Raw genomic sequence first — 20,243 nt, 5'->3', positions numbered from 1 at the left:
GTTTTCGGGGTTGCAAATCGCTCTGAAGGCGATCCCTCACCTTCTCCCCACAAAATTTAGAGTCATGCACCGGATTGTGAAGTTTGTCACCGCTCTGGCGGCCATAACCCTGACCCTCGTGATCGCCGGCTCGGCGGCGCTGCTCGGGCTGTACGCCTATTACGCCCCGACACTACCCGAACCGGAAGCCGTACGCGAGGTGCGGTTGCAGACGCCGCTGCAGATCCGGGCGGCGGATGGCAGCCTGATGGGGGAATTCGCGGAAGAAAGGCGCATTCCGGTGGAGATCGAGGATGTTTCCGAACCCGTGGTCCAGGCCTTTCTGGCCGCCGAGGACGAGCGGTTCTTCCGCCACCCGGGCATCGACGTCTTCGGTCTGGCGCGCGCCGCAGTCAATCTGGTGAGCACCGGGGAACGGACCCAGGGGGGCAGCACCATCACCATGCAGCTTGCCCGCAACATCTTCCTGACCCGGGACCGCACCTACGAGCGCAAGCTGCGCGAGATCTTCCTGGCCATCCGGCTGGAACAGGAACTCGGCAAGGACGAGATCCTGGAGCTGTATCTGAACAAGATCTACCTCGGGCAGCGCGCCTACGGCGTGGAAGCGGCATCGCGGGTGTATTTCGGCCGCTCGCTGGACGAACTGGAACTCGACGAGATCGCCATTCTCGCGGCCCTGCCCAAGGCACCGTCCACCACCAACCCGGTGACCAGCCCGGAACGTGCGCGCATCCGCCGCGACTACGTCCTCGGCCGGATGCTGGACACCGGCGCCATCACCACCGAGGAGCACGCGGCGGCCGTGGAGCGGCCAGTCGCGTCGGAACGGCACACTGCACAGACCGAGATCGACGCTCACTGGGTGGCGGAGGATGCCCGCCGCATCGTCGTCAACCTTTGGGGAGAGGACGCTTATCGGCGTGGTCTGCAGGTGCACACCACGATCGATCCCGACTATCAGGAGGCCGCCAATCAGGCATTGCGCGCGGGACTCCTGGAATATGACGAACGTCACGGTTTTCGGGGTCCGGAAGCGCGGCTGTCCGACGACCAGATGGCCTCGGCCGACGCCCGCGAACGGGCACTGAGAAACCAGGGCATACACGGACGCCTGCTCTATCCCGCCGCGGTGCTGGAGACCGGCGACGACGGGACCCTGCGGGTCGACGGCGGCCGCATCGGGGAGGCCGAACTGAGCGCCGAGGGTCTGGCGTGGGCGGATTCACCGGACCTCCGGCGAGGGGACGTCATCCGCATCCGGGCGCATGAAGAGAGCGGGTGGCGACTGGCACAGAAACCCGAAGTCACCGGCTCGCTGATCGCCCAGTCCCCCGACGACGGCGCCATTCTGGCCCTGGCCGGCGGCTTCGACTTTTTCGACAACCATTACAACCGGGCCGTCCAGGCACAACGCCAGCCCGGCTCGGCCTTCAAGCCGCTGGTATATGCCCTGGCGCTGCGCGAGGGCTACCGGCCACGCAGCACGCTGGTGGATGCCCCGATGGTGTTTGATGACCCGGCCCTGGGGGCGGAATGGCGCCCGCAGAACTATTCGCGTCAGTTCCAGGGCGACACGCCGATGCAGAGCGCACTGGCGCACTCGCGCAATCTCGCCTCGATCCGCCTGCTGGACACGATTGGCGTTGAGAACGTGCACGATCAGCTGGGACGTTTCGGGCTGGACCCGGAGCGCCAGCCGCGCAACCTCTCCATGGTGCTGGGCACCGGTTCACTCACGCCTCTGCAGCTCAACACGGCCTACGGTGTGTTCGCCAGCGGCGGGCGACTGCACAGCCCCTGGATCATCTCGCGGATCGAAACCGTGGATGGCGAGCTGCTCTATCAGGCACCCGCTCCCCGCAGCTGTGAACCGCCCTGCGACAATCCACCCGGGCAGGACCTGACGCTGTCCACCGGCGAGACGGTTCTGCAGCAACGCGACCCGGTGCCGGTCCTGGAGCCCGGCGTCGCCTGGCAGATGAGCCGGATGCTGAAACACGTAGTGGACGCCGGCACCGGACGGCGGGCGCAGGAACTGGGCCGTTCGGATCTGGCGGGAAAGACCGGCACCACCAACGACTATCGCGACGCATGGTTCGCCGGATTCAACGGCGACCTGGTGGCGACGTCGTGGATCGGGTTCGACGACAACCGGGAGCTCGGCCGCCGCGAGAGCGGGGGCCGTGCCGCCCTGCCAATATGGGTCCGCTTCATGGGGAGCGCCCTGGCGGACACCGAAGAAAGCCTTCCGGAACGGCCGGACGACCTGGTACGGGTGGGCATCCTGCCCGACGGCGGGCGCGCCCCCGACGCCGGTGACAGCCGCGCAACCACCGAATGGCTGCTCCCGCAGCAAATTCCCGAGCGTTCGCGCAGCATCCCGGGGGACGACCGCAACGGGCGCGACCAGCAACCCGAATCGGTCTTTTGACGATGAGCAGCAACGGCTCCCGACTGCGCCATGAGCTCGCCCAGGAAGCCGGGCGAATCCTGCTCGACGAGGGCATCCGCGATTTCGGTCTCGCCAAGCGCAAGGCCGCGGAACACCTCGGGGTGGACGCTCGCCACGACATGCCGGCGAACATCGAGATCCAGGATGCCGCACTGGAACGCAGCCGGCTGTTCGCGACCGACGAGAGCCGCCAGGCGTATCGCAACCGCCTTGCCGCGGCACTGCAGGTGATGCAGCGCCTGTCGCATCTGGAGCCGCGCCTGGTCGGACCGCTGCTCACGGGGATGATCGAACGCTTCCCGGTGATCAATCTGCACGGATTCGCCGAGACCGTGGAAGAGGTGCTGATCGATCTGGCCGACCGCGGTATCCACTGCGAAACCGGCGAGCGCCGCTACCGCAGCCGGCAGGGCCGTGAGCAGCGCGTGCCCTTCATCGCCTTCCGCGGACCGGACGACACCGAGGTCGAACTGACGATCTTTCCGCTGGACGGGATCCGCCAGGCACCGCCCTCGCCGGTGGACGGCAAACCCATGGCCCGGGCCGGGGCCGGAGAAGTGGAACGCCTCCTGACGGAGGGCCGCGAGGCGGAACGCCTCTGAGGCGCCCGCACCCCTTCCGAAGCGGGAGGGGTGATTCGGTGCGTTCCCGGCTCAGTCAGCGCGACGGTAATTGACCACCGTATCGACCATCGCCGCCACGCGATCCGGATCGATCGCCGGGTGCACGCCGTGCCCGAGATTGAAGACGTGGCCAGTGTCGCGGCCGAAGCCGTCAAGAACACGCCGGGTCTCCTCGCGCACCACGGCTTCCGGGGCATACAGCACGGAGGGATCGAGATTGCCCTGCAGGGCGACACGGTCGCCGACGCGCTGCGCGGCCTCGCCGATCTCGATCGTCCAGTCCAGGCCCAGGCCATCCGCGCCGGTGTCGGCCTGCGCCTCCAGCCAGGCCCCGCCGCCCTTGGTGAACAGGGTCACCGGGACGCGACGGCCTTCGTTCTCGCGGATCAGGCCGTCGACGATACGCTGCATGTACGCCAGCGAGAATTCGCGGTAGCTGCGCGGTGTCAGCGCACCGCCCCAGGTATCGAAGACCATGACCGCCTGAGCCCCGGCGCGGATCTGCGCATTCAGGTATTCGGTGACCGCATCGGCCACCTTCTGCAGCAGCGCATGCATGGCCTGCGGATCGCCATACAGCAGGCGCTTGGTCTCGGCGAAATCGCGCGAGCTGCCACCCTCCACCATGTAGGTGGCGAGGGTCCAGGGGCTGCCGGCGAATCCGATCAGCGGTACCTGGCCGTTGAGTTCGCGCCGGATCAGACGCACCGCATCGGTCACATAGCCCAGCGAATCCTCCGGGTCGGGGACCGGCAGCCGCTCGATGGCTTCCGGGCTGCGCACCGGATCGCGGAATTTCGGTCCCTCACCGGTCTCGAAGTACAGACCCAGCCCCATGGCATCGGGGATGGTGAGGATGTCCGAAAACAGGATGGCGGCATCCAGAGGAAAACGCCGCAGCGGCTGCATGGTGACTTCGCAGGCCAGCTCCGGGTTCTGGCACAGGCTCATGAAGCTGCCGGCCTGCGCCCGTGTCTCGCGGTACTCCGGCAGATAGCGACCGGCCTGACGCATGATCCAGACGGGCGGGCGGTCCACCGGTTCGCGGGCCAGTGCCCGCAGGAGGCGGTCGTTTTCGAGTTGCTGGGCCATGCAGTCCTCAGACGCCGAGGTATTCAAGAATGCCTTCGGCGGCCTGGCGGCCCTCGAAGACGGCGGTGACCACCAGGTCGGAGCCGCGGACCATGTCGCCGCCGGCAAAAACCTTCTCGTTGGCGGTCTGGAAGGCATGCCGGCCGGACTCCGGCGCACGGACGCGGCCGCCCTCGTCGATGTCGATGCCGTGTTCGCCGAACCAGTCGGACGGTGACGGACGGAAGCCGAAAGCCACCAGCACGCGGTCGGCGGGGATCACGTACTCGGAACCCGGCACCGGCTCGGGACGCCGCCGGCCACGCTCGTCCGGTGCACCCATCCGGGTGCGCACGACCTTCACACCCTCGACCTTGTCGTCGCCCACGATCTCGAGCGGTTGCACGTTGAACTCGAAGTGCACGCCCTCCTCGCGCGCATGCACGACCTCCTTGCGCGAGCCCGGCATGTTCTCTTCGTCACGGCGGTAGGCACAGGTCACCGAGGTGGCGCCCTGGCGAATGGAGGTGCGGTTGCAGTCCATTGCGGTGTCGCCGCCGCCGAGGACCACGACCTGCTGCCCGGCCATGTCGACGAAACCGTTCTCGTCGTGCTCCCAGCCCATCACTTCGCGGATGTTGGACACCAGGAACGGCAGGGCCGGATAGACCCCGGGCAGATCCTCGCCGGGAAAGCCGCCCTGCATCGCGTTGTAGGTCCCCATGCCGAGGAAGACCGCGTCGTATTCGTCCAGCAGCGCCTGGAACTCCACGTCGCGGCCGATCTCGGTATTCAGGCGAAACTCCACGCCCATGCCCTCGAGCAGTTCCCGACGGGTGCGGATCACGTTCTTTTCCAGCTTGAACGGGGGGATCCCGAAGGTCAGCAGCCCGCCGATCTCGGGGTAACGGTCATAGACCACCGCCTCGACACCATTGCGCGCGAGGATGTCGGCACAGCCGAGACCGGCCGGCCCGGCGCCAATCACCGCGACCCGCTTGCCGGTCGGCACCACATCCGACAGATCGGGCCGCCAGCCGGCCTTCAGCGCCTCGTCGGTGATGTATTTCTCCACCGAACCGATGGTGACCGCGCCGAAGCCGTCATTCAGGGTGCAGGCACCCTCGCACAGGCGGTCCTGCGGGCACACCCGGCCACAGACCTCCGGCAGGGAGTTGGTCTTGTGCGACATCTCGGCGGCGGCAAACAGATTGCCTTCCTCCACCAGCTTCAGCCAGTTGGGGATGAAGTTGTGGACCGGGCACTTCCACTCACAATAGGGATTGCCGCAGGCCAGGCAGCGCCCGGCCTGCTGGCCGGCGGTGGCGGGATCGAACTGGCCGATGATCTCGCCGAACTCGTGGATGCGGATTTCCGCGGGGGTCTTCTGGGGATCCTGGCGCGGGAGGTCCAGGAACTGCATCGGATTGGTCGCCATGGGTCAGTCGCTCCAACGAAACGGGGTCGGGGCCACAACGGCCGGAGGGGGCCCGGCACCGGCGCGGCAGGTCATACGAGGACAACATTTGACACGGGCCCGTCCGGGGTCAAGATTTCCCCAGTGCTGCGCGGACCTTGCCGCTGACGGCACCCATGTCGGCACGCCCGAAGACCCGAGGCTTGAGTACGCCCATCACCCGGCCCATGTCACCCGGGCCCTCGGCCCCGGTCTCGGCGATGACCTCGGCAATCACCGCATCCAGCGCGGCGTCGTCGAGCGGCTCGGGCATGTAGGCCTCCACCACGTCAATCTCCGCGGCCTCACGGTCGGCGAGATCGTCGCGCCCGCCCTGACGGTACTGCTCGATGGAATCGCGCCGCTGCTTCAGCATGCGGTTGAGGATCGCGAGCACGGCGTCGTCGTCCGCGTCGCGGCGCTCGTCGACTTCGAACTGGGAGATTTCCGCCTGAATCTGACGCAGGATCGCCAGGCGGTCCCGTTCCCGGGCCCGCATGGCCTGTTTCACGTCATCCTGCAACCGGGCCTTCAGCGACATTCGGCATCCCTCCTCGCAAGGATTCATGCGCAAGCCACGGGCCCGGTCGGGCCGGGGCTCCGCGGGGTTCAGTACAGCCGCGGCCGACGGGTCATGTCGCGCGAATTCTTCTTCAGCTGCCGCTTCACCGCGGCGGCCGCCTTGCGCTTGCGCTCGGCCGTGGGCTTCTCGTAGTACTCGCGGCGGCGGACTTCGGCCACCACACCGGCCTTTTCACAGGTGCGCTTGAAACGGCGCAGGGCAACCTCGAAGGGTTCGTTTTCGCGGACTCGAACGTGCGGCATACAATCTCCGGTTACAGCATTGGTTTCGACGAAACGGTGTACGTTAAGCCATGGCCGGCACACACGCCCGCCATGCAGAACGAAGCATGATAATCCAGGACAGCCCCTTTGGAAAAGCCCGTGACTCGGGAAACGCGGATCCATGTGCACGTTCGCGCTCGAGTCGCGTTTCACGAGACGCACAGGTTCACGGGCCTGACTTACGAGCACGCGACGTGCACGCTATGATGACCCTATGGAAACCTTGAACGTCGAACTGGGCGAACGCAGCTACCCGATCCACATCGGCCCCGGCGAGGCCGCGCGGGCCGAACGTTTCGCTCCGGTGCTGGAGGGACGGCGCGTCGCGGTCGTCACCAACAGTACCGTGGGTCCGCTGTATGGCGAGCGCCTGCGCGCCAGCCTGGCCGCGGCCGGTGTGCGCGGCGAGCCCCTGTGGATCGAGCTGCCCGACGGCGAATCGCACAAGACCCTGGCGACGGTGGAACAGATCCTGACCCGGCTGCTGGAGGCCCGCTTTGACCGCGGCAGCCGTATCGTCGCACTGGGGGGTGGCGTGGTGGGCGACATCGCCGGTTTTGCCGCCGCGATCTACCAGCGCGGAATCGACTTCGTTCAGGTCCCGACCACCCTGCTCGCGCAGGTCGACTCCTCCGTGGGCGGCAAGACCGGGGTCAACCACCCGCTGGGCAAGAACATGATCGGGTCCTTCCACCAGCCGCGCGCGGTGGTCATCGACACCGACAGCCTGCAGAGCCTGCCGACCCGCGAGCTGCGCGCCGGTCTCGCCGAAGTCATCAAGTACGGCCTGATGCAGGACGCGGATTTCTTCGCCTGGCTGGAGGAACACCTCGACCGCCTGCTCGCCCTGGAACCCGAGGCGCTGGCCCACGCCATCCGCCGCTCCTGTGCCTGCAAGGCCGAAGTGGTCGCCGCGGACGAACGCGAATCCGGCCGCCGCGCCCTGCTCAACCTCGGCCACACCTTCGGCCACGCCATTGAAACCGGCATGGGCTATGGCGCCTGGCTGCACGGCGAGGCGGTAGGCACCGGCATGGCCATGGCCGCCCGGATGTCCGCGCGCATGGGCTGGCTGGCGCCGGCCGACGCCGCGCGCGCCGAGGCCCTGATCCACCGCGCCGGCCTCGACACCCACCCGCCGGCGGAACTGGATGCCGCCCGCTTCCGCGAACTGATGGGGATCGACAAGAAGGTCAGCGAAGGGCGCCTGCGGCTGGTGCTGCTGCGCGGGCTGGGCGCCGCCGAGCTGACCGCCGAGTTCGACGACCACGCGCTGCAACACACCCTCGACGAGACCGCCCGTGCCGCCTGAGACCGCCTCGATCGCCCGCACCCCGAACGGCGTCGGCCTCGCCCCGTGGGCGGCCGCCCCGGAGCGGACACGCGGCCGCCGGCATCCGGAAGACGCCCCGCGCCACCGCAGCGAATTCCAGCGCGACCGCGACCGGATCGTGCATTCCAGCGCCTTTCGCCGTCTCGAGTACAAGACCCAGGTGTTCATCAGCCACGAGGGCGACCTGTTCCGCAACCGCCTCACGCATTCGCTGGAGGTCGCGCAGATCGGGCGCTCCGTCGCCCGCGCCCTGGGCCTCAACGAAGACCTCACCGAGGCGGTCGCGCTGGCCCATGACCTGGGCCACACCCCGTTCGGCCACACCGGGCAGCACGCCCTGAACGACTGCATGCGCGAACATGGCGGCTTTGAACACAACCTGCAGTCGCTGCGGATCGTGGACCACCTCGAGGCGCATTACGCGGACTTCGACGGCCTCAACCTGACCTTCGAGACCCGCGAGGGCATCCTCAAGCACTGCTCGCCGGAAGACGCCCGCATCCTCGGCGAGGTGGGCGTGCGCTTTCTGCAGCGCGGCCAGCCATCGCTGGAGGCCCAGCTGGCCAACGTCGCCGACGAGATCGCCTACAACAATCACGATGTCGACGACGGCCTGCGCGCCGGCCTGCTGCAGCTGGACCAGCTGATGGAAGTCCCGCTGTTCCGCGACTGCCTCGACGCGGTGCGCGCGCGCTACCCGAGGCTGGAGGCCCGCCGCGTACAGCACGAAACCGTGCGGCGCATGATCGACACCCTGGTCCAGGACCTGGTCACCACCAGCCGCCACGCGATCGAGAGCAGCAGCCCGGAATCGATCGACGCCGTGCGCGCGGAGAGCGGCCCGCTGATCCGCTTCAGCCCGGAGATGGCCGAGCGCAACCGCATGCTCAAGACCTTCCTGCGGGAAAACCTCTACCGGCATCACCAGGTCCATGGCGTAATGCACAAGGCGCGCCAGATCATCCTCGACCTGTTCGCCGCCTTCGACCGCGACCCGCGCCTGATGCCGGAGCACTACCAGCGCCACGCCCGCGCCCTGAGCGAGGATGATCCGCACGGACAGCAGCGCGCCATCGCCGACTACATCGCCGGCATGACCGACCGCCACGCCATCCGCGAACATCACCGCCTGTTCGACCTCGGCACCCTGACCTGACCGCCATGGCACTCCGCGACCAATGCCTGGAACAGCTGGGCCTGCGCACCGACCCGTTCGCGGAGGTGCCCGACGCGGACTTCCTGTACACCGATCCGCTGCTGGACGGAGTCCTGGAATCCGCACGACAGGCACTGGAGCACCCCGGTGCCGTGGTTCTGCTGACCGGCGACAACGGCTCCGGCCGCAGCCTGCAGCTGATGCGCCTGCTCGGCATGCTGCCCGAGGGCTACGAACTCATCGCCTTCAAGGCACGCATCAACACCCATTTCGAGTCGGTGGACCTGACCATCCGCAACTACCTGCGCTCGCAGAACGCGGATGACCCCGATCGCTCGCTGACCGAACTGCTCGCCCAGCGGGTCGTCGACGGATTCGTACCGGTGATCGCGATGGACGACGCTCACCTGGTGGGCACCGACATCGTCAACAACCTGCTGCGCATGCGCTCGGAGATCCTCGAGCAGCATGGTCGCGCACCGCGCATCGTACTGGTCGGCGGCGCGGGACTCCTGCGCCGCCGCCTGTACCTGCCGGACCCGGGTGACGAGGACCAGCTGACCCGCCTGAGCCTGCGCGCGTTCAACCTCGAACAAACCGCCGCCTACCTGCGTCATCGCCTGCTGGCCGCCGGCGCCGAAGATCCGGATACCCTGATCCCGCGCGAGGCCGTGCAGCGCCTGCAGACCGACAGCCAGGGGCTGCCGGGCGCCCTCAACCGCGAGGCGCGGATCCTGCTGGAAGCGAAATGCCGCCCGGCACCGGGCACGGCTGCGGCCCCTGCAGGCATGTCCGCCGGAGAAGCAGCCGCCACCGATGCCGCCGACGCCGGCGACAAACAGGAAGTTGCGGAATCCGGGACGGCACGGTCGGGAACCGAACCCGGGCCCGCCCCCGATCCCGGAGAAAGCCTCCGTGCCAGCCGCGACGGCGACGATTTCACCCCGGCCGCCTTCGCCCTGCGCGGCGAGCGCGATACCCCGGACGCCGCCGCCGGAACCACGGCGGAGGACCCGCCCCTCGCGCCGGCAGAAGCACAACCGTTCTGGAACCAGCGCTGGTTCGTTCCCGCCGTAGCCGCCACCGTGGCCTTCGGGATCGCCGCCCCGCTGCTGTGGCAGCTGCTGAGCGGCTCGCCCGAGCATGCCCCGGAACACGAGGAACGGGTGGAACTGCCCCTGCCGGAACGCCCGGACCAGCAGGACGCGGCCACCGACCCGCCCCTCGAAGCGGAAGAGCCGTCACCGGAGATCGCCCGGCTGGAACCGGAGCCCATCCTGCCCCCGCCAGCCACCGACGAACCGGCGGAGATGCCGGAAGAACCGGCCCCGGAACCCGAACCGGAACCCGAACCGGAACCCGAACCGGAGCCCGAACCGGAGCCCGAGCCCGAGCCCGAGCCCGAGCCGGCCGATCACACCACCGAAGCCCTGGCCGACGCCGAGGGCGACGACGAGCGCCTGCAGGGCGACCTGGAATGGCTCGAGGGTCAGGATGCCTCGCGCATGACCATCCAGCTGGTGGCCGCGCCGGACATGGACACCGCGCGCGAATACGCGGAGCGCCACAATCTCGGCGGCATCCGCTACATCCCCACCCGCACGGGCGGGAACGACTACGTCGTCATCCTCGCCGGCGCCTTCCCCGACCGGGACGCTGCGGAACAGGCGGCTGCCGAGCTGCCGGACAGCGCGCGGGACGCCGGCACCTGGATCCGCTCAATGGGTTCGGTCCAGGAGGCGGCCCGCCGCTGACACCGGTCCCGGGGCAGGGCTGTCCACTCCACCTGCGCGTGTAATTGCACCCCTCCGGTTTGCCGGAACACGATCATTCCGGTATATTCCTGCGCCCCTTTTTCCAGCCTGGTGCATACGCACCACGACCGGAGGCCTATCGATGCAGCAGACCCGACTGACCGGCACCCTCCATCGCCCCGAATTCGAACGCGACAATTGCGGATTCGGCCTCATCGCACACATGGACGGGCAGGCCAGCCACTGGGTACTGGAAACTGCAATACGGGCTCTCGAACGGCTGACGCATCGCGGCGCGATCGCCGCCGACGGCAAGACCGGCGACGGCTGCGGCCTGCTGATGCGGACCCCCGAACCGTTCCTGCGCCAGCTCGCGGATGAAGCCGGCATCGCGCTGACCGAACGCTTCGCCGCCGGCCTGGTGTTCATCAACCCCGAGGCCATCACCGAGACCCGCGCCGCGGTGGAAGACGCCCTCGACCGCGGCGGCCTGACCCTGGCCGGCTGGCGCGAAGTTCCGGTCGACCCCGACGCCTGCGGGGCGGAAGCCCTGCGCACCCAGCCGCACGTCCTCCAGCTGTTCGTCAATGCCCCGGCGGAGATGGACGGCGACGCCTTCGAACGCGCCCTGTACGTCGCGCGGCGGCGCGCCGAGATGGCGATGGCTTCGGACCCGGTGTTCTACGTGCCGAGCCTGTCGGCGCGGGTACTGTCGTACAAGGGTCTGGTGATGCCGGCCAACCTGCCGGTGTTCTACCCCGACCTGCAGCGTCCGGAGCTGGAAACCGCGATCTGCGTGTTCCACCAGCGCTTCTCCACCAACACCTGGCCGCAGTGGGGCCTGGCCCAGCCGTTCCGCTTCCTCGCCCACAACGGCGAGATCAACACCGTGCAGGGCAACCGCAACTGGGCGGTCGCGCGCCAGCACAAGTTCGCCAACGAGCTGCTGCCCGAACTTTCCGAACTGGAACCGCTGGTGAACCTGGAAGGTTCCGATTCGCAGAGCCTCGACAACATGCTCGAGGTCCTGCTGGCCGGGGGCATGGACCTGTTCCGTGCGATGCGCCTGCTGGTCCCGCCGGCATGGCAGAACGTCGCGCACATGGATCCGGATCTGCGCGCGTTCTACGAGTACAACTCCATGCACATGGAGCCCTGGGACGGCCCGGCCGGCATCGTGCTGACCGACGGCCGCTACGCCGGCTGCACCCTGGACCGCAACGGCCTGCGCCCGGCGCGCTACGTGCTCACCAAGGACCGCCATATCACCCTGGCCTCGGAGATCGGCGTGTACGACTACGCCCCCGAGGACGTAGTCGCCAAGGGCCGCCTGAAGCCCGGACAGATGCTCGCCGTGGATACCGAAACCGGCGATCTGCTGCAGCCGGAGGACATCGACCGGATCAACCGCAAGCGTCAGCCCTATCGCCAGTGGCTGCGCGCGCAGGTGCACCACCTGAAAAGCCAGCTGGACGACAACCAGCTGTTTTCCGGTGAGCCGATGCCCGCCGACCGCCTGGAGACCTACGAGAAGCTGTTCGACGTCACCTTCGAGGAACGTGACCAGATCCTGCGCGTACTGGCCGAGGCCGGCCAGGAGGCCGTCGGCTCGATGGGCGACGACACCCCGTTCGCCGTGCTGTCGCAGCAGACCCGTTCGCTGTACGACTACTTCCGCCAGCAGTTCGCCCAGGTCACCAACCCGGCGATCGATCCGCTGCGCGAGAGCATCGTGATGTCGCTGGAGACCTGCTTCGGCCGCGAGCAGGGGCTGTTCGAGGAAACCCCGGAACACGCCCACCGGCTGGTGGCGGATTCTCCGGTGCTGTCCGAGGCGAAATTCCGCGAACTGTGCAACGCCACCGACGATGCCTTTCGCGTTGAACGCCTGGACCTCAACTACGACCGCCAGCACCACGGCCTCGAATCGGCGCTGAAGCAGCTCACCGAAGACGCGGTACAGGCGGTGCGCGACGGCGCCGTGATCCTCGTACTATCCGACCGCGCGATCGATCGCGAGCGCCGGCCGATCCCCGCGGCGCTGGCGGTCGGCGCGGTGCATCACGCCCTGATCGCCGCGCGCCTGCGTACCGACGCCAACATCGTCATCGAGACCGCCACCGTGCGCGACCCGCACCACTTCGCGGTCCTGATTGGCTATGGCGCGACCGCGATCTATCCCTATCTCGCCTACTCCGCGCTGCACGGCATGAGCGAATCCGGGGAAATCCCGGGGGTGGACGCCCTTACCCTGGCGCAGAACTATCGCAAGGGGATCAACAAGGGCCTGTTCAAGATCCTGTCCAAGATGGGCATCTCGACCATCGCCAGTTACCGCGGGGCCCAGCTGTTCGAGATCGTCGGTCTCGCCGACGAGGTCGTGGAGACCTGCTTCAAAGGCACCACCAGTCGCATCCGGGGCACCCGTTTCACCGATATCGAGGAAGACCTGGATACCCTCGCACAGCGTGCCTGGAATCCGCGCAAGGCGCCCAAGCAGGGCGGGCTGCTGAAGTACATCCACGGCGGCGAATACCACGCCTACAACCCGGACGTGATCCAGACCCTGCACCGCGCGGTGCAGTCCGGTGACTACGGGGTGTACCAGGAATACGCAGCCCTGGTAAACGAACGCCCGGTGGCGACCCTGCGCGACCTGCTCAAGCCGCGCGAGGACATCGAGCCGATCGAGGTCGACGAGGTCGAATCCGAGGCCGACATCCTGCCGCGTTTCGACTCCGCCGGCATGAGCCTGGGCGCGCTGTCGCCGGAGGCCCATGAGGCTCTCGCCACCGCGATGAACCGCCTCGGCGGGCGTTCCAACTCCGGCGAGGGCGGCGAGGCCGTCTCCCGCTACGGCACCGAGCGCATGTCCAAGATCAAGCAGGTGGCCTCCGGCCGCTTCGGCGTGACCCCGCATTACCTGGTCAACGCCGAGGTGCTGCAGATCAAGGTCGCCCAGGGCGCGAAGCCCGGCGAGGGCGGCCAGCTGCCGGGCCACAAGGTCAACAAGATGATCGCGGAGCTGCGCTATTCGAATCCGGGCGTGGCCCTGATCTCGCCGCCGCCGCATCACGACATCTATTCCATCGAGGACCTGGCGCAGCTGATCTTTGACCTCAAGCAGGTGAACCCCAACGCCCTGGTCTCGGTGAAGCTGGTCTCCGAGGCCGGCGTCGGCACCGTGGCCGCGGGTGTGGCCAAGGCCTACGCCGATCTGATCACCATCTCCGGTTACGACGGCGGCACCGGGGCCAGCCCGCTGACCTCGGTCAAGTACGCCGGCACGCCGTGGGAACTGGGCCTGGCCGAGACCCACGCGACCCTGCGCGGCAACGACCTGCGCGACAAGGTGCGCCTGCAGACCGACGGCGGCCTGAAGACCGGGCTGGACGTGATCAAGGCCGCGATCCTCGGTGCGGAGAGCTTCGGCTTCGGCACCGGGCCGATGGTCGCGCTGGGCTGCAAGTACCTGCGCATCTGCCACCTGAACAACTGCGCCACGGGTGTCGCCACGCAGGACAAGGTGCTGCGCATGAACCACTTCATCGGCCTGCCCGAGATGGTCATGCACTACTTCCAGTTCGTCGCCCGCGAGACCCGCGAATGGATGGCGAAACTGGGCGTGCGCAGCCTGACCGACCTGATCGGCCGCACCGACCTGCTCGAAGTCCTGCCGGGCGAAACGCCCCGGCAGCAGCACCTGGCCATCGACCGCCTGCTGGAGACCGGCGACCTGGACGACAAGCCGCGCTTCTGCAAGGAGCCGAAGAACGAGCCGTTCGACAAGGGCGAACTGGCCGAACGGATGGTCGCCGACATGCTCGACGCCATCGAAAACAAGGCCGGGGGCGAGCACCACTATCAGTGCAGCAACACCGACCGCTCCATCGGCGCGCGGCTCTCCGGCGAGATTGCCCGGCGCCACGGCAACCAGGGCATGGCCGAAGCCCCGCTGCAGGTACGCCTGCAGGGCACGGCCGGGCAGAGCTTCGGCGTCTGGAACGCCGGCGGCCTGCACCTGTACCTGGAAGGCGACGCCAACGACTACGTCGGCAAGGGCATGACCGGCGGCAAGCTGGTGATCCGCCCGCCGGAAGGTTCGGGCTTTGCCAGCCAGGACACCACCATCATGGGCAACACCTGCCTGTACGGGGCCACCGGGGGCAAGCTGTTCGCCGCCGGCCAGGCCGGCGAGCGCTTCGGCGTGCGCAACTCCGGGGCCATCGCGGTGGTGGAAGGCATCGGCGACCACGGCTGCGAGTACATGACCGGCGGGGTGATGACCATCCTCGGCGGCACCGGCGTCAACTTCGGTGCCGGAATGACCGGCGGCTTCGCCTTCGTGCTCGACCGGGAGAACGACTTCCCCGACCGCATCAACAACGAGCTGATCGACCTGCACCGCCTCGACACCGAGGACATGGAGGCCCATCGCAACTATCTCGAGGAACTCATCACCGAGTTCGTGCACGAGACGGACAGCGCCTGGGGCCGCGAGATCCTCGAACAGTTCGACAGCTGGCAGGGCTCCTTCTGGCTGGTCAAACCCAAGGCCGCCGATCTCAGCGGCCTGCTGGCCAACCTGCGCCAGGCGGCCTGAGCAGACCCGCCCCGGGGATGCGCAGTAACCACGGGCCCCGCAAGGGGCCCGTTCTGTTTGCGGGTCCCCTCCTTACCCCGGCCCGCGTCCGCCCGGATGCCACTGGACGCGGCGGACCCGCGGGTCAATACTGGAGGGAGTCACGTCATTCGTGGTACGGAGGCAGCCGATGGGAATGGCCAACGCCCGGACGTTCACGCCGGTGGACGAATACCTGCAGGGAGAGCGGGAGACCGAGATCCGGCACGAATACGTCAATGGCACCGTCTATGCCATGGGCGGGGCCAGCCGCAATCACAACATCGTCACCATGAACCTTGGCACCGCATTGCACGCCGCCCTGCGCGGCGGCCCGTGCCAGACCTTCATGGCCGACATGAAGGTGCATCTGCGCCTGGGTGACGACGAGCTGTTCTACTATCCCGACGTCATGGTCGGCTGCGACCCGGACGACCGTCACCGCTACTATCTCGAACGCCCGCGGGTGATTGCCGAGGTGGCCTCGCCGGCCACCGAACGCGTCGACCGCCGGGAGAAGCTGCTGGCCTACACCCGGCTCGACAGCCTCGCCACCTACCTGATCGTCGAGCAGCAGCGCCCGGCGGTCCAGGTCTATCGGCGAAACGCCGGCTGGGCCGCGGAACACCTCGGCGCCGAGGACCGTCTGGAGCTCCCCGAGCTGGAATGGAGCCTGCCCGTGGAGGAGCTCTACACCGGCATCGACCCCGACGCCGTCGCCGAGGACCCCGCCCCGCCATACCGCTGACCCCGCACCTGATCGGCCGGAGGGCCGGCCTCCCACGGCCCGGGCCCGCCCCCTGTGCGGTGATGTAGGAGCGCAGCCCTCTGCGCGATCCGGCGCTCCGACCGCGGTCTCCGGCGGGCCAATGGTCCCTGCGGGTGCGGGCGCGGTATCATGCTCGGCCACGCCCCGCCCCGGGGCGGACTCTCCCGTCCGGCGACGAGGACCATGGCAGGCCGCATCCCTCAGGCATTCATCGACGAGCTGCTCGAGCGCACCGACATCGTGGAGGTGGTGCGCCGGCGCGTCAGCCTGAAGAAGGCCGGCAGCGAATACGCCGCCTGCTGCCCGTTCCACGGCGAAAAGACCCCGTCGTTCTACGTATCCCCGCAGAAGCAGTTCTACCACTGCTTCGGCTGCGGCGTGCACGGCACCGCCATCGGCTTCCTGATGGATTACGAGAACCTCGGCTTTCCCGAGGCGGTGGAACAGCTCGCCGAACAGGCCGGCCTGGAGGTCCCGCGCGAACACGACGACAGCCCGCGCCAGGATGCCACCGCGCCGCTGTACGCGGCGCTGGAAGCGGCGGCGGAGTACTTCGTGCGCCAGCTGCGCGAGACCCCGCGTGCGGTCGATTACCTGAAAAACCGCGGTATCGACGGTGCCACCGCGCGCGATTTCCGCCTCGGCTGGGCCCCGGCATCGGGGCTGCTGCAGGCCCTGTCGGACCGCTTCTCCCCGCAGCAGCTGGTAGATGCCGGCCTCGCCGCGCGCCGCGACAATGGCGACCTGCGCGAACGTTTCCGCGCCCGCATCATGTTCCCCATCCGCGACCGGCGCGGGCGTGTCACCGGCTTTGGCGGGCGCCTGATCGACGACGGCGAGCCCAAGTACCTCAACAGTCCCGAGAGCACGGTCTTCCACAAGGGACAGACCATCTACGGCCTGTTCGAGGCCCGCCGCGCGCAGACCCGGCTGGATCACCTGGTGGTGGTCGAGGGGTACATGGACGTGGTCGCGCTGGCCCGCAGCGGCTACCACCGGGCGGTCGCCTGCATGGGGACGGCTCTGGGACGCAGCCACTTCGACGTACTGTTCCGCCAGGTCGGCCACCTGACCCTGTGCTTCGACGGCGACGCCGCCGGACGCCGCGCCGCCTCGCGCGCGCTGGAACAGGCACTGCCGGTGATGCAGGGCATGCGTGAGGTCCGTTTCCTGTTCCTGCCCGAGGGCGACGACCCCGACAGCCTGGTGCGCCGCGAAGGCCTCGCCGCCTGGGAACGGCTGCTGGAGCAGGCCCTGCCGCTGTCCGAGGCGCTGATCCGCCTGCTGCGCGACGAACACCCCACCGACACCGCGGAAGGGCGCACGCATTTCGCCCACGCCGCGGTGCGCCGCATCGCCACCACACGCGACCCGCTGTTCCGCGAACTGCTGTGCGAACGCGTCGCCGAGGAAAGCCATCTCCCGCGCGAGCGCCTGGAGGAACAGCTGCAGGCTGCCGCCGCCTCCGCCGACGCCGGTTCCGCACGCGGGCCCGGACCCGCGTCGGGGGCCAACGCCCCGCCGGCCCACGACCCGGAGATGACCGCCCGGCCACCGGCCGGCACCTCCTCACGGAGCGAGCCGGCCGGCGCCGGGGGCCGCCGCAGCTCGTCGCTGTGGGCCGCACTGCTCGCACGCATCCTGCAGCATCCGGAACTGGACTGGGACACCCCCGCCCTGCGCGAGCTGGCGGCGGCCAGCGGCGAGGCCTCCGGCACCCTCGGCCGACTGCTGGAGGCCCTGGGCGAGCAGCCGCGGCCGGATACCGCGCGGCTGCTGGAGCGATTCCGCGAACACCCGCGCTTCGAACGCCTGTTGTCGCTGGCCAGCGCCGAGCTGCACGACGGCGAAGACGGGATGACCCGTCAGGTCGCACTGGACGCTGCCGACCAGCTGCTGCGGCGCCACTGCCGCGAACGCATGCGTGAACTCACCGCTTCCGGGAGTCTGGATACGGAACAACGCGACGAACTCGCGCGTCTCACCTCCATCCTGCAGGGCTGAAGGCGAGACCGCGCCGCAGCCACAGCGGCAACCCATGGCCCCTTGAAATCCCCGTTCGTGCCCGCATCCATTTGATTGCACGAACCATTTTTCGCGCGCCTCGCGGGGCGAGCAATATAAGACAGTTCTGCTATAATGCAGGGTTCACTTTTCGAAGCCGAACGACGAACCTCGGAGATCAGATCGCGATGAACCGTGAAGAGCAGCAATCCCAGCTCAAGGAACTCATTGCCAAGGGCAAGGAGCAGGGATACCTCACGTATACCGAGGTGAACGACCACCTGCCCGAAACCATCATCGACTCCGACCAGGTCGAAGACATCATCGCGATGATCAACGACATGGGCATCGAAGTCCACGAGCAGGCCCCGGACGCCGACAGCCTGCTGCTGTCCGACGGCTCGGTGTCCGCCGACGAAGACGCCGAGGACGCGGTCGCCGCGCTGGCCTCCGCCGACAGCGACTTCGGCCGTACCACCGACCCGGTGCGCATGTACATGCGCGAGATGGGTACCGTGGAGCTGCTCACCCGCGAGGGCGAGATCCGCATCGCCAAGCGCATCGAAGAGGGCCTGATGCAGGTCCTGTTCGCGCTGGCCCACCATCCCGGCGCGATCGACAAGCTCATCAAGGATTACGATCAGATCGTCGAGAACGGCAGCCGCCTGACCGACCTGGTGGTGTCCTTCATCGAGCCCGACGGCACCAATGGCGAGGCCGTCGCCCGTGGCCTGGCCGAAGAGGTCGACGTCAAGGAGCAGCCTCAGCCGAAGAAGGAAGAGGCCGCCTCGCCCGAACTGGACGCCATCTCCGAGGCCGTGGACGAAGCCGACGAAGAGGCCGGCGAGCCGGTGGACAACGGGCCCGACCCCGAAGAGGCCCGCCAGCGCTTCGAAAAACTGCGCGAACTGCACGCCCGCGCCCACGCCGCCTTCGAGGCCGGCGACATGGAGGCCTACGCCACTGCGCGCGAGCAGACCGCGAAGTACTTCATGGAGTTCAAGCTGGTGCCGCGCGTGGTCGACCAGCTGACCCAGGAACTGCACGAGACCATCGACCGGATCCGCAAGCACGAACGCCGGATCATGGACATGGCCGTGAACCAGGCGCACATGCCGCGCAAGACCTTCATCGACGGCTTCCCGCGCAACGAGACCAACCTCAACTGGATCCGCGAGATCCAGAAGGAAGGCAAGGGCAAGTACGTCAGCGCGCTGGGTGACTTCGAGGAAGACATCGTGCGCACGCAGAAGAAGCTGGCCGAGATCGAACGCGAGGCCAGCCTCAGCATCTCCGAGATCAAGGAGATCAACCGCCGCATGTCCATCGGCGAGGCCAAGGCGCGCCGCGCCAAGAAGGAGATGGTCGAGGCCAACCTGCGCCTGGTGATCTCCATCGCCAAGAAGTACACCAACCGCGGCCTGCAGTTCCTCGACCTGATCCAGGAAGGCAACATCGGCCTGATGAAGGCGGTGGACAAGTTCGAATACCGTCGCGGCTACAAGTTCTCGACCTACGCCACCTGGTGGATCCGTCAGGCCATCACCCGCTCCATCGCGGACCAGGCCCGGACCATCCGTATTCCGGTGCACATGATCGAGACCATCAACAAGCTCAACCGCGTCTCCCGCCAGATGCTGCAGGAGATGGGCCGCGAGGCCACGCCGGAAGAGCTGGCCGAGCGCATGGAGATGCCCGAGGACAAGATCCGCAAGGTGATGAAGATCTCCAAGGAACCGATCTCCATGGAGACCCCGATCGGCGACGACGAAGACTCGCACCTGGGCGACTTCATCGAGGACGAGAAGGTCGCTTCGCCGACCGAATCCGCCGCCCAGGAAAGCCTCACCGAGGCCACCCGCGAGATCCTGTCCACGCTGACCCCGCGCGAGGCCAAGGTCCTGCGCATGCGCTTCGGCATCGACATGAACACCGACCACACCCTCGAGGAAGTCGGCAAGCAGTTCGACGTCACCCGCGAACGCATCCGCCAGATCGAGGCCAAGGCCCTGCGCAAGCTGCGCCACCCGACCCGCGCGGAGCTGCTGCGCACCTATATGGACGCCGAATAACCGGTGTCCCCGCCCGTCCCGCAGACGGGCCAGCCCTCCACGATGCGGCGCCCTGCCCCCTCGGGGTAGAATGGCGCCGCTGT

At 68.0% G+C, this 20,243-nt stretch carries 13 protein-coding genes; 9 read left to right on the top strand and 4 right to left on the bottom strand.

Annotated elements, in window-relative coordinates:
- Positions 1 to 64: 64 nt before the first annotated feature.
- The gene (locus tag F787_RS0108130; RefSeq protein ID WP_028491873.1) at positions 65 to 2,434 is read left to right on the top strand and encodes a penicillin-binding protein 1A; all 2,370 of its coding nucleotides are present in this window, start codon (positions 65 to 67) and stop codon (positions 2,432 to 2,434) included.
- Positions 2,435 to 2,436: 2 nt separating this feature from the next.
- The gene (locus F787_RS0108125) at positions 2,437 to 3,057 is read left to right on the top strand and encodes a hypothetical protein (protein ID WP_019589800.1); all 621 of its coding nucleotides are present in this window, start codon (positions 2,437 to 2,439) and stop codon (positions 3,055 to 3,057) included.
- A 51-nt stretch (positions 3,058 to 3,108) separates the two neighbouring features.
- Here F787_RS0108125 and hemE read toward each other — a convergent pair whose 3' ends face one another.
- From hemE to rpsU, 4 genes are all read right to left on the bottom strand, one after another.
- Positions 3,109 to 4,170, bottom strand: a complete 1,062-nt coding sequence (gene hemE, locus F787_RS0108120; protein ID WP_019589801.1) for a uroporphyrinogen decarboxylase — start codon at positions 4,168 to 4,170, stop codon at positions 3,109 to 3,111.
- Positions 4,171 to 4,177: 7 nt separating this feature from the next.
- The gene (locus F787_RS0108115; RefSeq protein WP_019021733.1) at positions 4,178 to 5,587 is read right to left on the bottom strand and encodes an FAD-dependent oxidoreductase; all 1,410 of its coding nucleotides are present in this window, start codon (positions 5,585 to 5,587) and stop codon (positions 4,178 to 4,180) included.
- A 109-nt stretch (positions 5,588 to 5,696) separates the two neighbouring features.
- The gene (locus tag F787_RS0108110) at positions 5,697 to 6,146 is read right to left on the bottom strand and encodes a GatB/YqeY domain-containing protein (RefSeq protein WP_019589802.1); all 450 of its coding nucleotides are present in this window, start codon (positions 6,144 to 6,146) and stop codon (positions 5,697 to 5,699) included.
- Positions 6,147 to 6,214: 68 nt separating this feature from the next.
- Positions 6,215 to 6,430 (bottom strand): 30S ribosomal protein S21, encoded by a 216-nt coding sequence (gene rpsU / locus F787_RS0108105; RefSeq protein ID WP_018870999.1) that lies wholly within the window; start codon positions 6,428 to 6,430, stop codon positions 6,215 to 6,217.
- 235 nt (positions 6,431 to 6,665) lie between these two features.
- Between rpsU and aroB the strand changes: the two genes are divergently transcribed.
- The 7 genes from aroB to rpoD all read left to right on the top strand — a co-directional run bounded on the left by aroB (position 6,666) and on the right by rpoD (position 20,160).
- A complete protein-coding gene (aroB, locus tag F787_RS0108100) occupies positions 6,666 to 7,763 on the top strand; it encodes a 3-dehydroquinate synthase (protein WP_019589803.1) in 1,098 nt (365 codons plus the stop codon).
- Positions 7,753 to 8,940: a deoxyguanosinetriphosphate triphosphohydrolase gene (locus F787_RS0108095; protein ID WP_019589804.1), complete on the top strand. Its 1,188-nt coding sequence runs from the start codon at positions 7,753 to 7,755 to the stop codon at positions 8,938 to 8,940. Before aroB ends, F787_RS0108095 begins: the two co-directional genes overlap by 11 nt.
- A 5-nt stretch (positions 8,941 to 8,945) precedes the next feature.
- Positions 8,946 to 10,694, top strand: coding sequence for an SPOR domain-containing protein (locus tag F787_RS0108090; protein ID WP_028491872.1), 1,749 nt, complete (start codon positions 8,946 to 8,948; stop codon positions 10,692 to 10,694).
- Between the two features lie 142 nt (positions 10,695 to 10,836).
- Positions 10,837 to 15,297 (top strand): glutamate synthase large subunit, encoded by a 4,461-nt coding sequence (gltB, locus tag F787_RS0108085; RefSeq protein WP_028491871.1) that lies wholly within the window; start codon positions 10,837 to 10,839, stop codon positions 15,295 to 15,297.
- A 169-nt stretch (positions 15,298 to 15,466) separates the two neighbouring features.
- Positions 15,467 to 16,063, top strand: coding sequence for a Uma2 family endonuclease (locus F787_RS0108080; RefSeq protein ID WP_028491870.1), 597 nt, complete (start codon positions 15,467 to 15,469; stop codon positions 16,061 to 16,063).
- A gap of 204 nt (positions 16,064 to 16,267) precedes the next feature.
- The gene (gene dnaG, locus F787_RS0108075) at positions 16,268 to 18,088 is read left to right on the top strand and encodes a DNA primase (protein WP_028491869.1); all 1,821 of its coding nucleotides are present in this window, start codon (positions 16,268 to 16,270) and stop codon (positions 18,086 to 18,088) included.
- A gap of 188 nt (positions 18,089 to 18,276) precedes the next feature.
- Positions 18,277 to 20,160: an RNA polymerase sigma factor RpoD gene (gene rpoD / locus F787_RS0108070; RefSeq protein WP_028491868.1), complete on the top strand. Its 1,884-nt coding sequence runs from the start codon at positions 18,277 to 18,279 to the stop codon at positions 20,158 to 20,160.
- The last annotated feature ends 83 nt before the right edge of the window (positions 20,161 to 20,243 follow it).

This window comes from Thioalkalivibrio sp. ALE19 (assembly GCF_000428605.1).
GTDB lineage: Bacteria > Pseudomonadota > Gammaproteobacteria > Ectothiorhodospirales > Ectothiorhodospiraceae > Thioalkalivibrio.
The sequence above is the reverse complement of the archived record's forward strand: the minus strand, read 5'-3'. Positions and strand labels throughout refer to the sequence as shown.

Excerpts from the sequence above, each read along its gene's own strand:
- hemE (WP_019589801.1), bottom strand. The coding sequence starts at position 4,170 with ATGGCCCAGCAACTCGAAAACGACCGCCTCCTGCGGGCACTGGCCCGC.
- F787_RS0108090 (WP_028491872.1), top strand. The coding sequence starts at position 8,946 with ATGGCACTCCGCGACCAATGCCTGGAACAGCTGGGCCTGCGCACCGAC.
- rpsU (WP_018870999.1), bottom strand. The coding sequence starts at position 6,430 with ATGCCGCACGTTCGAGTCCGCGAAAACGAACCCTTCGAGGTTGCCCTG.
- F787_RS0108115 (WP_019021733.1), bottom strand. The coding sequence starts at position 5,587 with ATGGCGACCAATCCGATGCAGTTCCTGGACCTCCCGCGCCAGGATCCC.
- F787_RS0108080 (WP_028491870.1), top strand. The coding sequence starts at position 15,467 with ATGGGAATGGCCAACGCCCGGACGTTCACGCCGGTGGACGAATACCTG.
- aroB (WP_019589803.1), top strand. The coding sequence starts at position 6,666 with ATGGAAACCTTGAACGTCGAACTGGGCGAACGCAGCTACCCGATCCAC.
- F787_RS0108110 (WP_019589802.1), bottom strand. The coding sequence starts at position 6,146 with ATGTCGCTGAAGGCCCGGTTGCAGGATGACGTGAAACAGGCCATGCGG.
- gltB (WP_028491871.1), top strand. The coding sequence starts at position 10,837 with ATGCAGCAGACCCGACTGACCGGCACCCTCCATCGCCCCGAATTCGAA.
- F787_RS0108125 (WP_019589800.1), top strand. The coding sequence starts at position 2,437 with ATGAGCAGCAACGGCTCCCGACTGCGCCATGAGCTCGCCCAGGAAGCC.
- F787_RS0108130 (WP_028491873.1), top strand. The coding sequence starts at position 65 with ATGCACCGGATTGTGAAGTTTGTCACCGCTCTGGCGGCCATAACCCTG.
- dnaG (WP_028491869.1), top strand. The coding sequence starts at position 16,268 with ATGGCAGGCCGCATCCCTCAGGCATTCATCGACGAGCTGCTCGAGCGC.
- rpoD (WP_028491868.1), top strand. The coding sequence starts at position 18,277 with ATGAACCGTGAAGAGCAGCAATCCCAGCTCAAGGAACTCATTGCCAAG.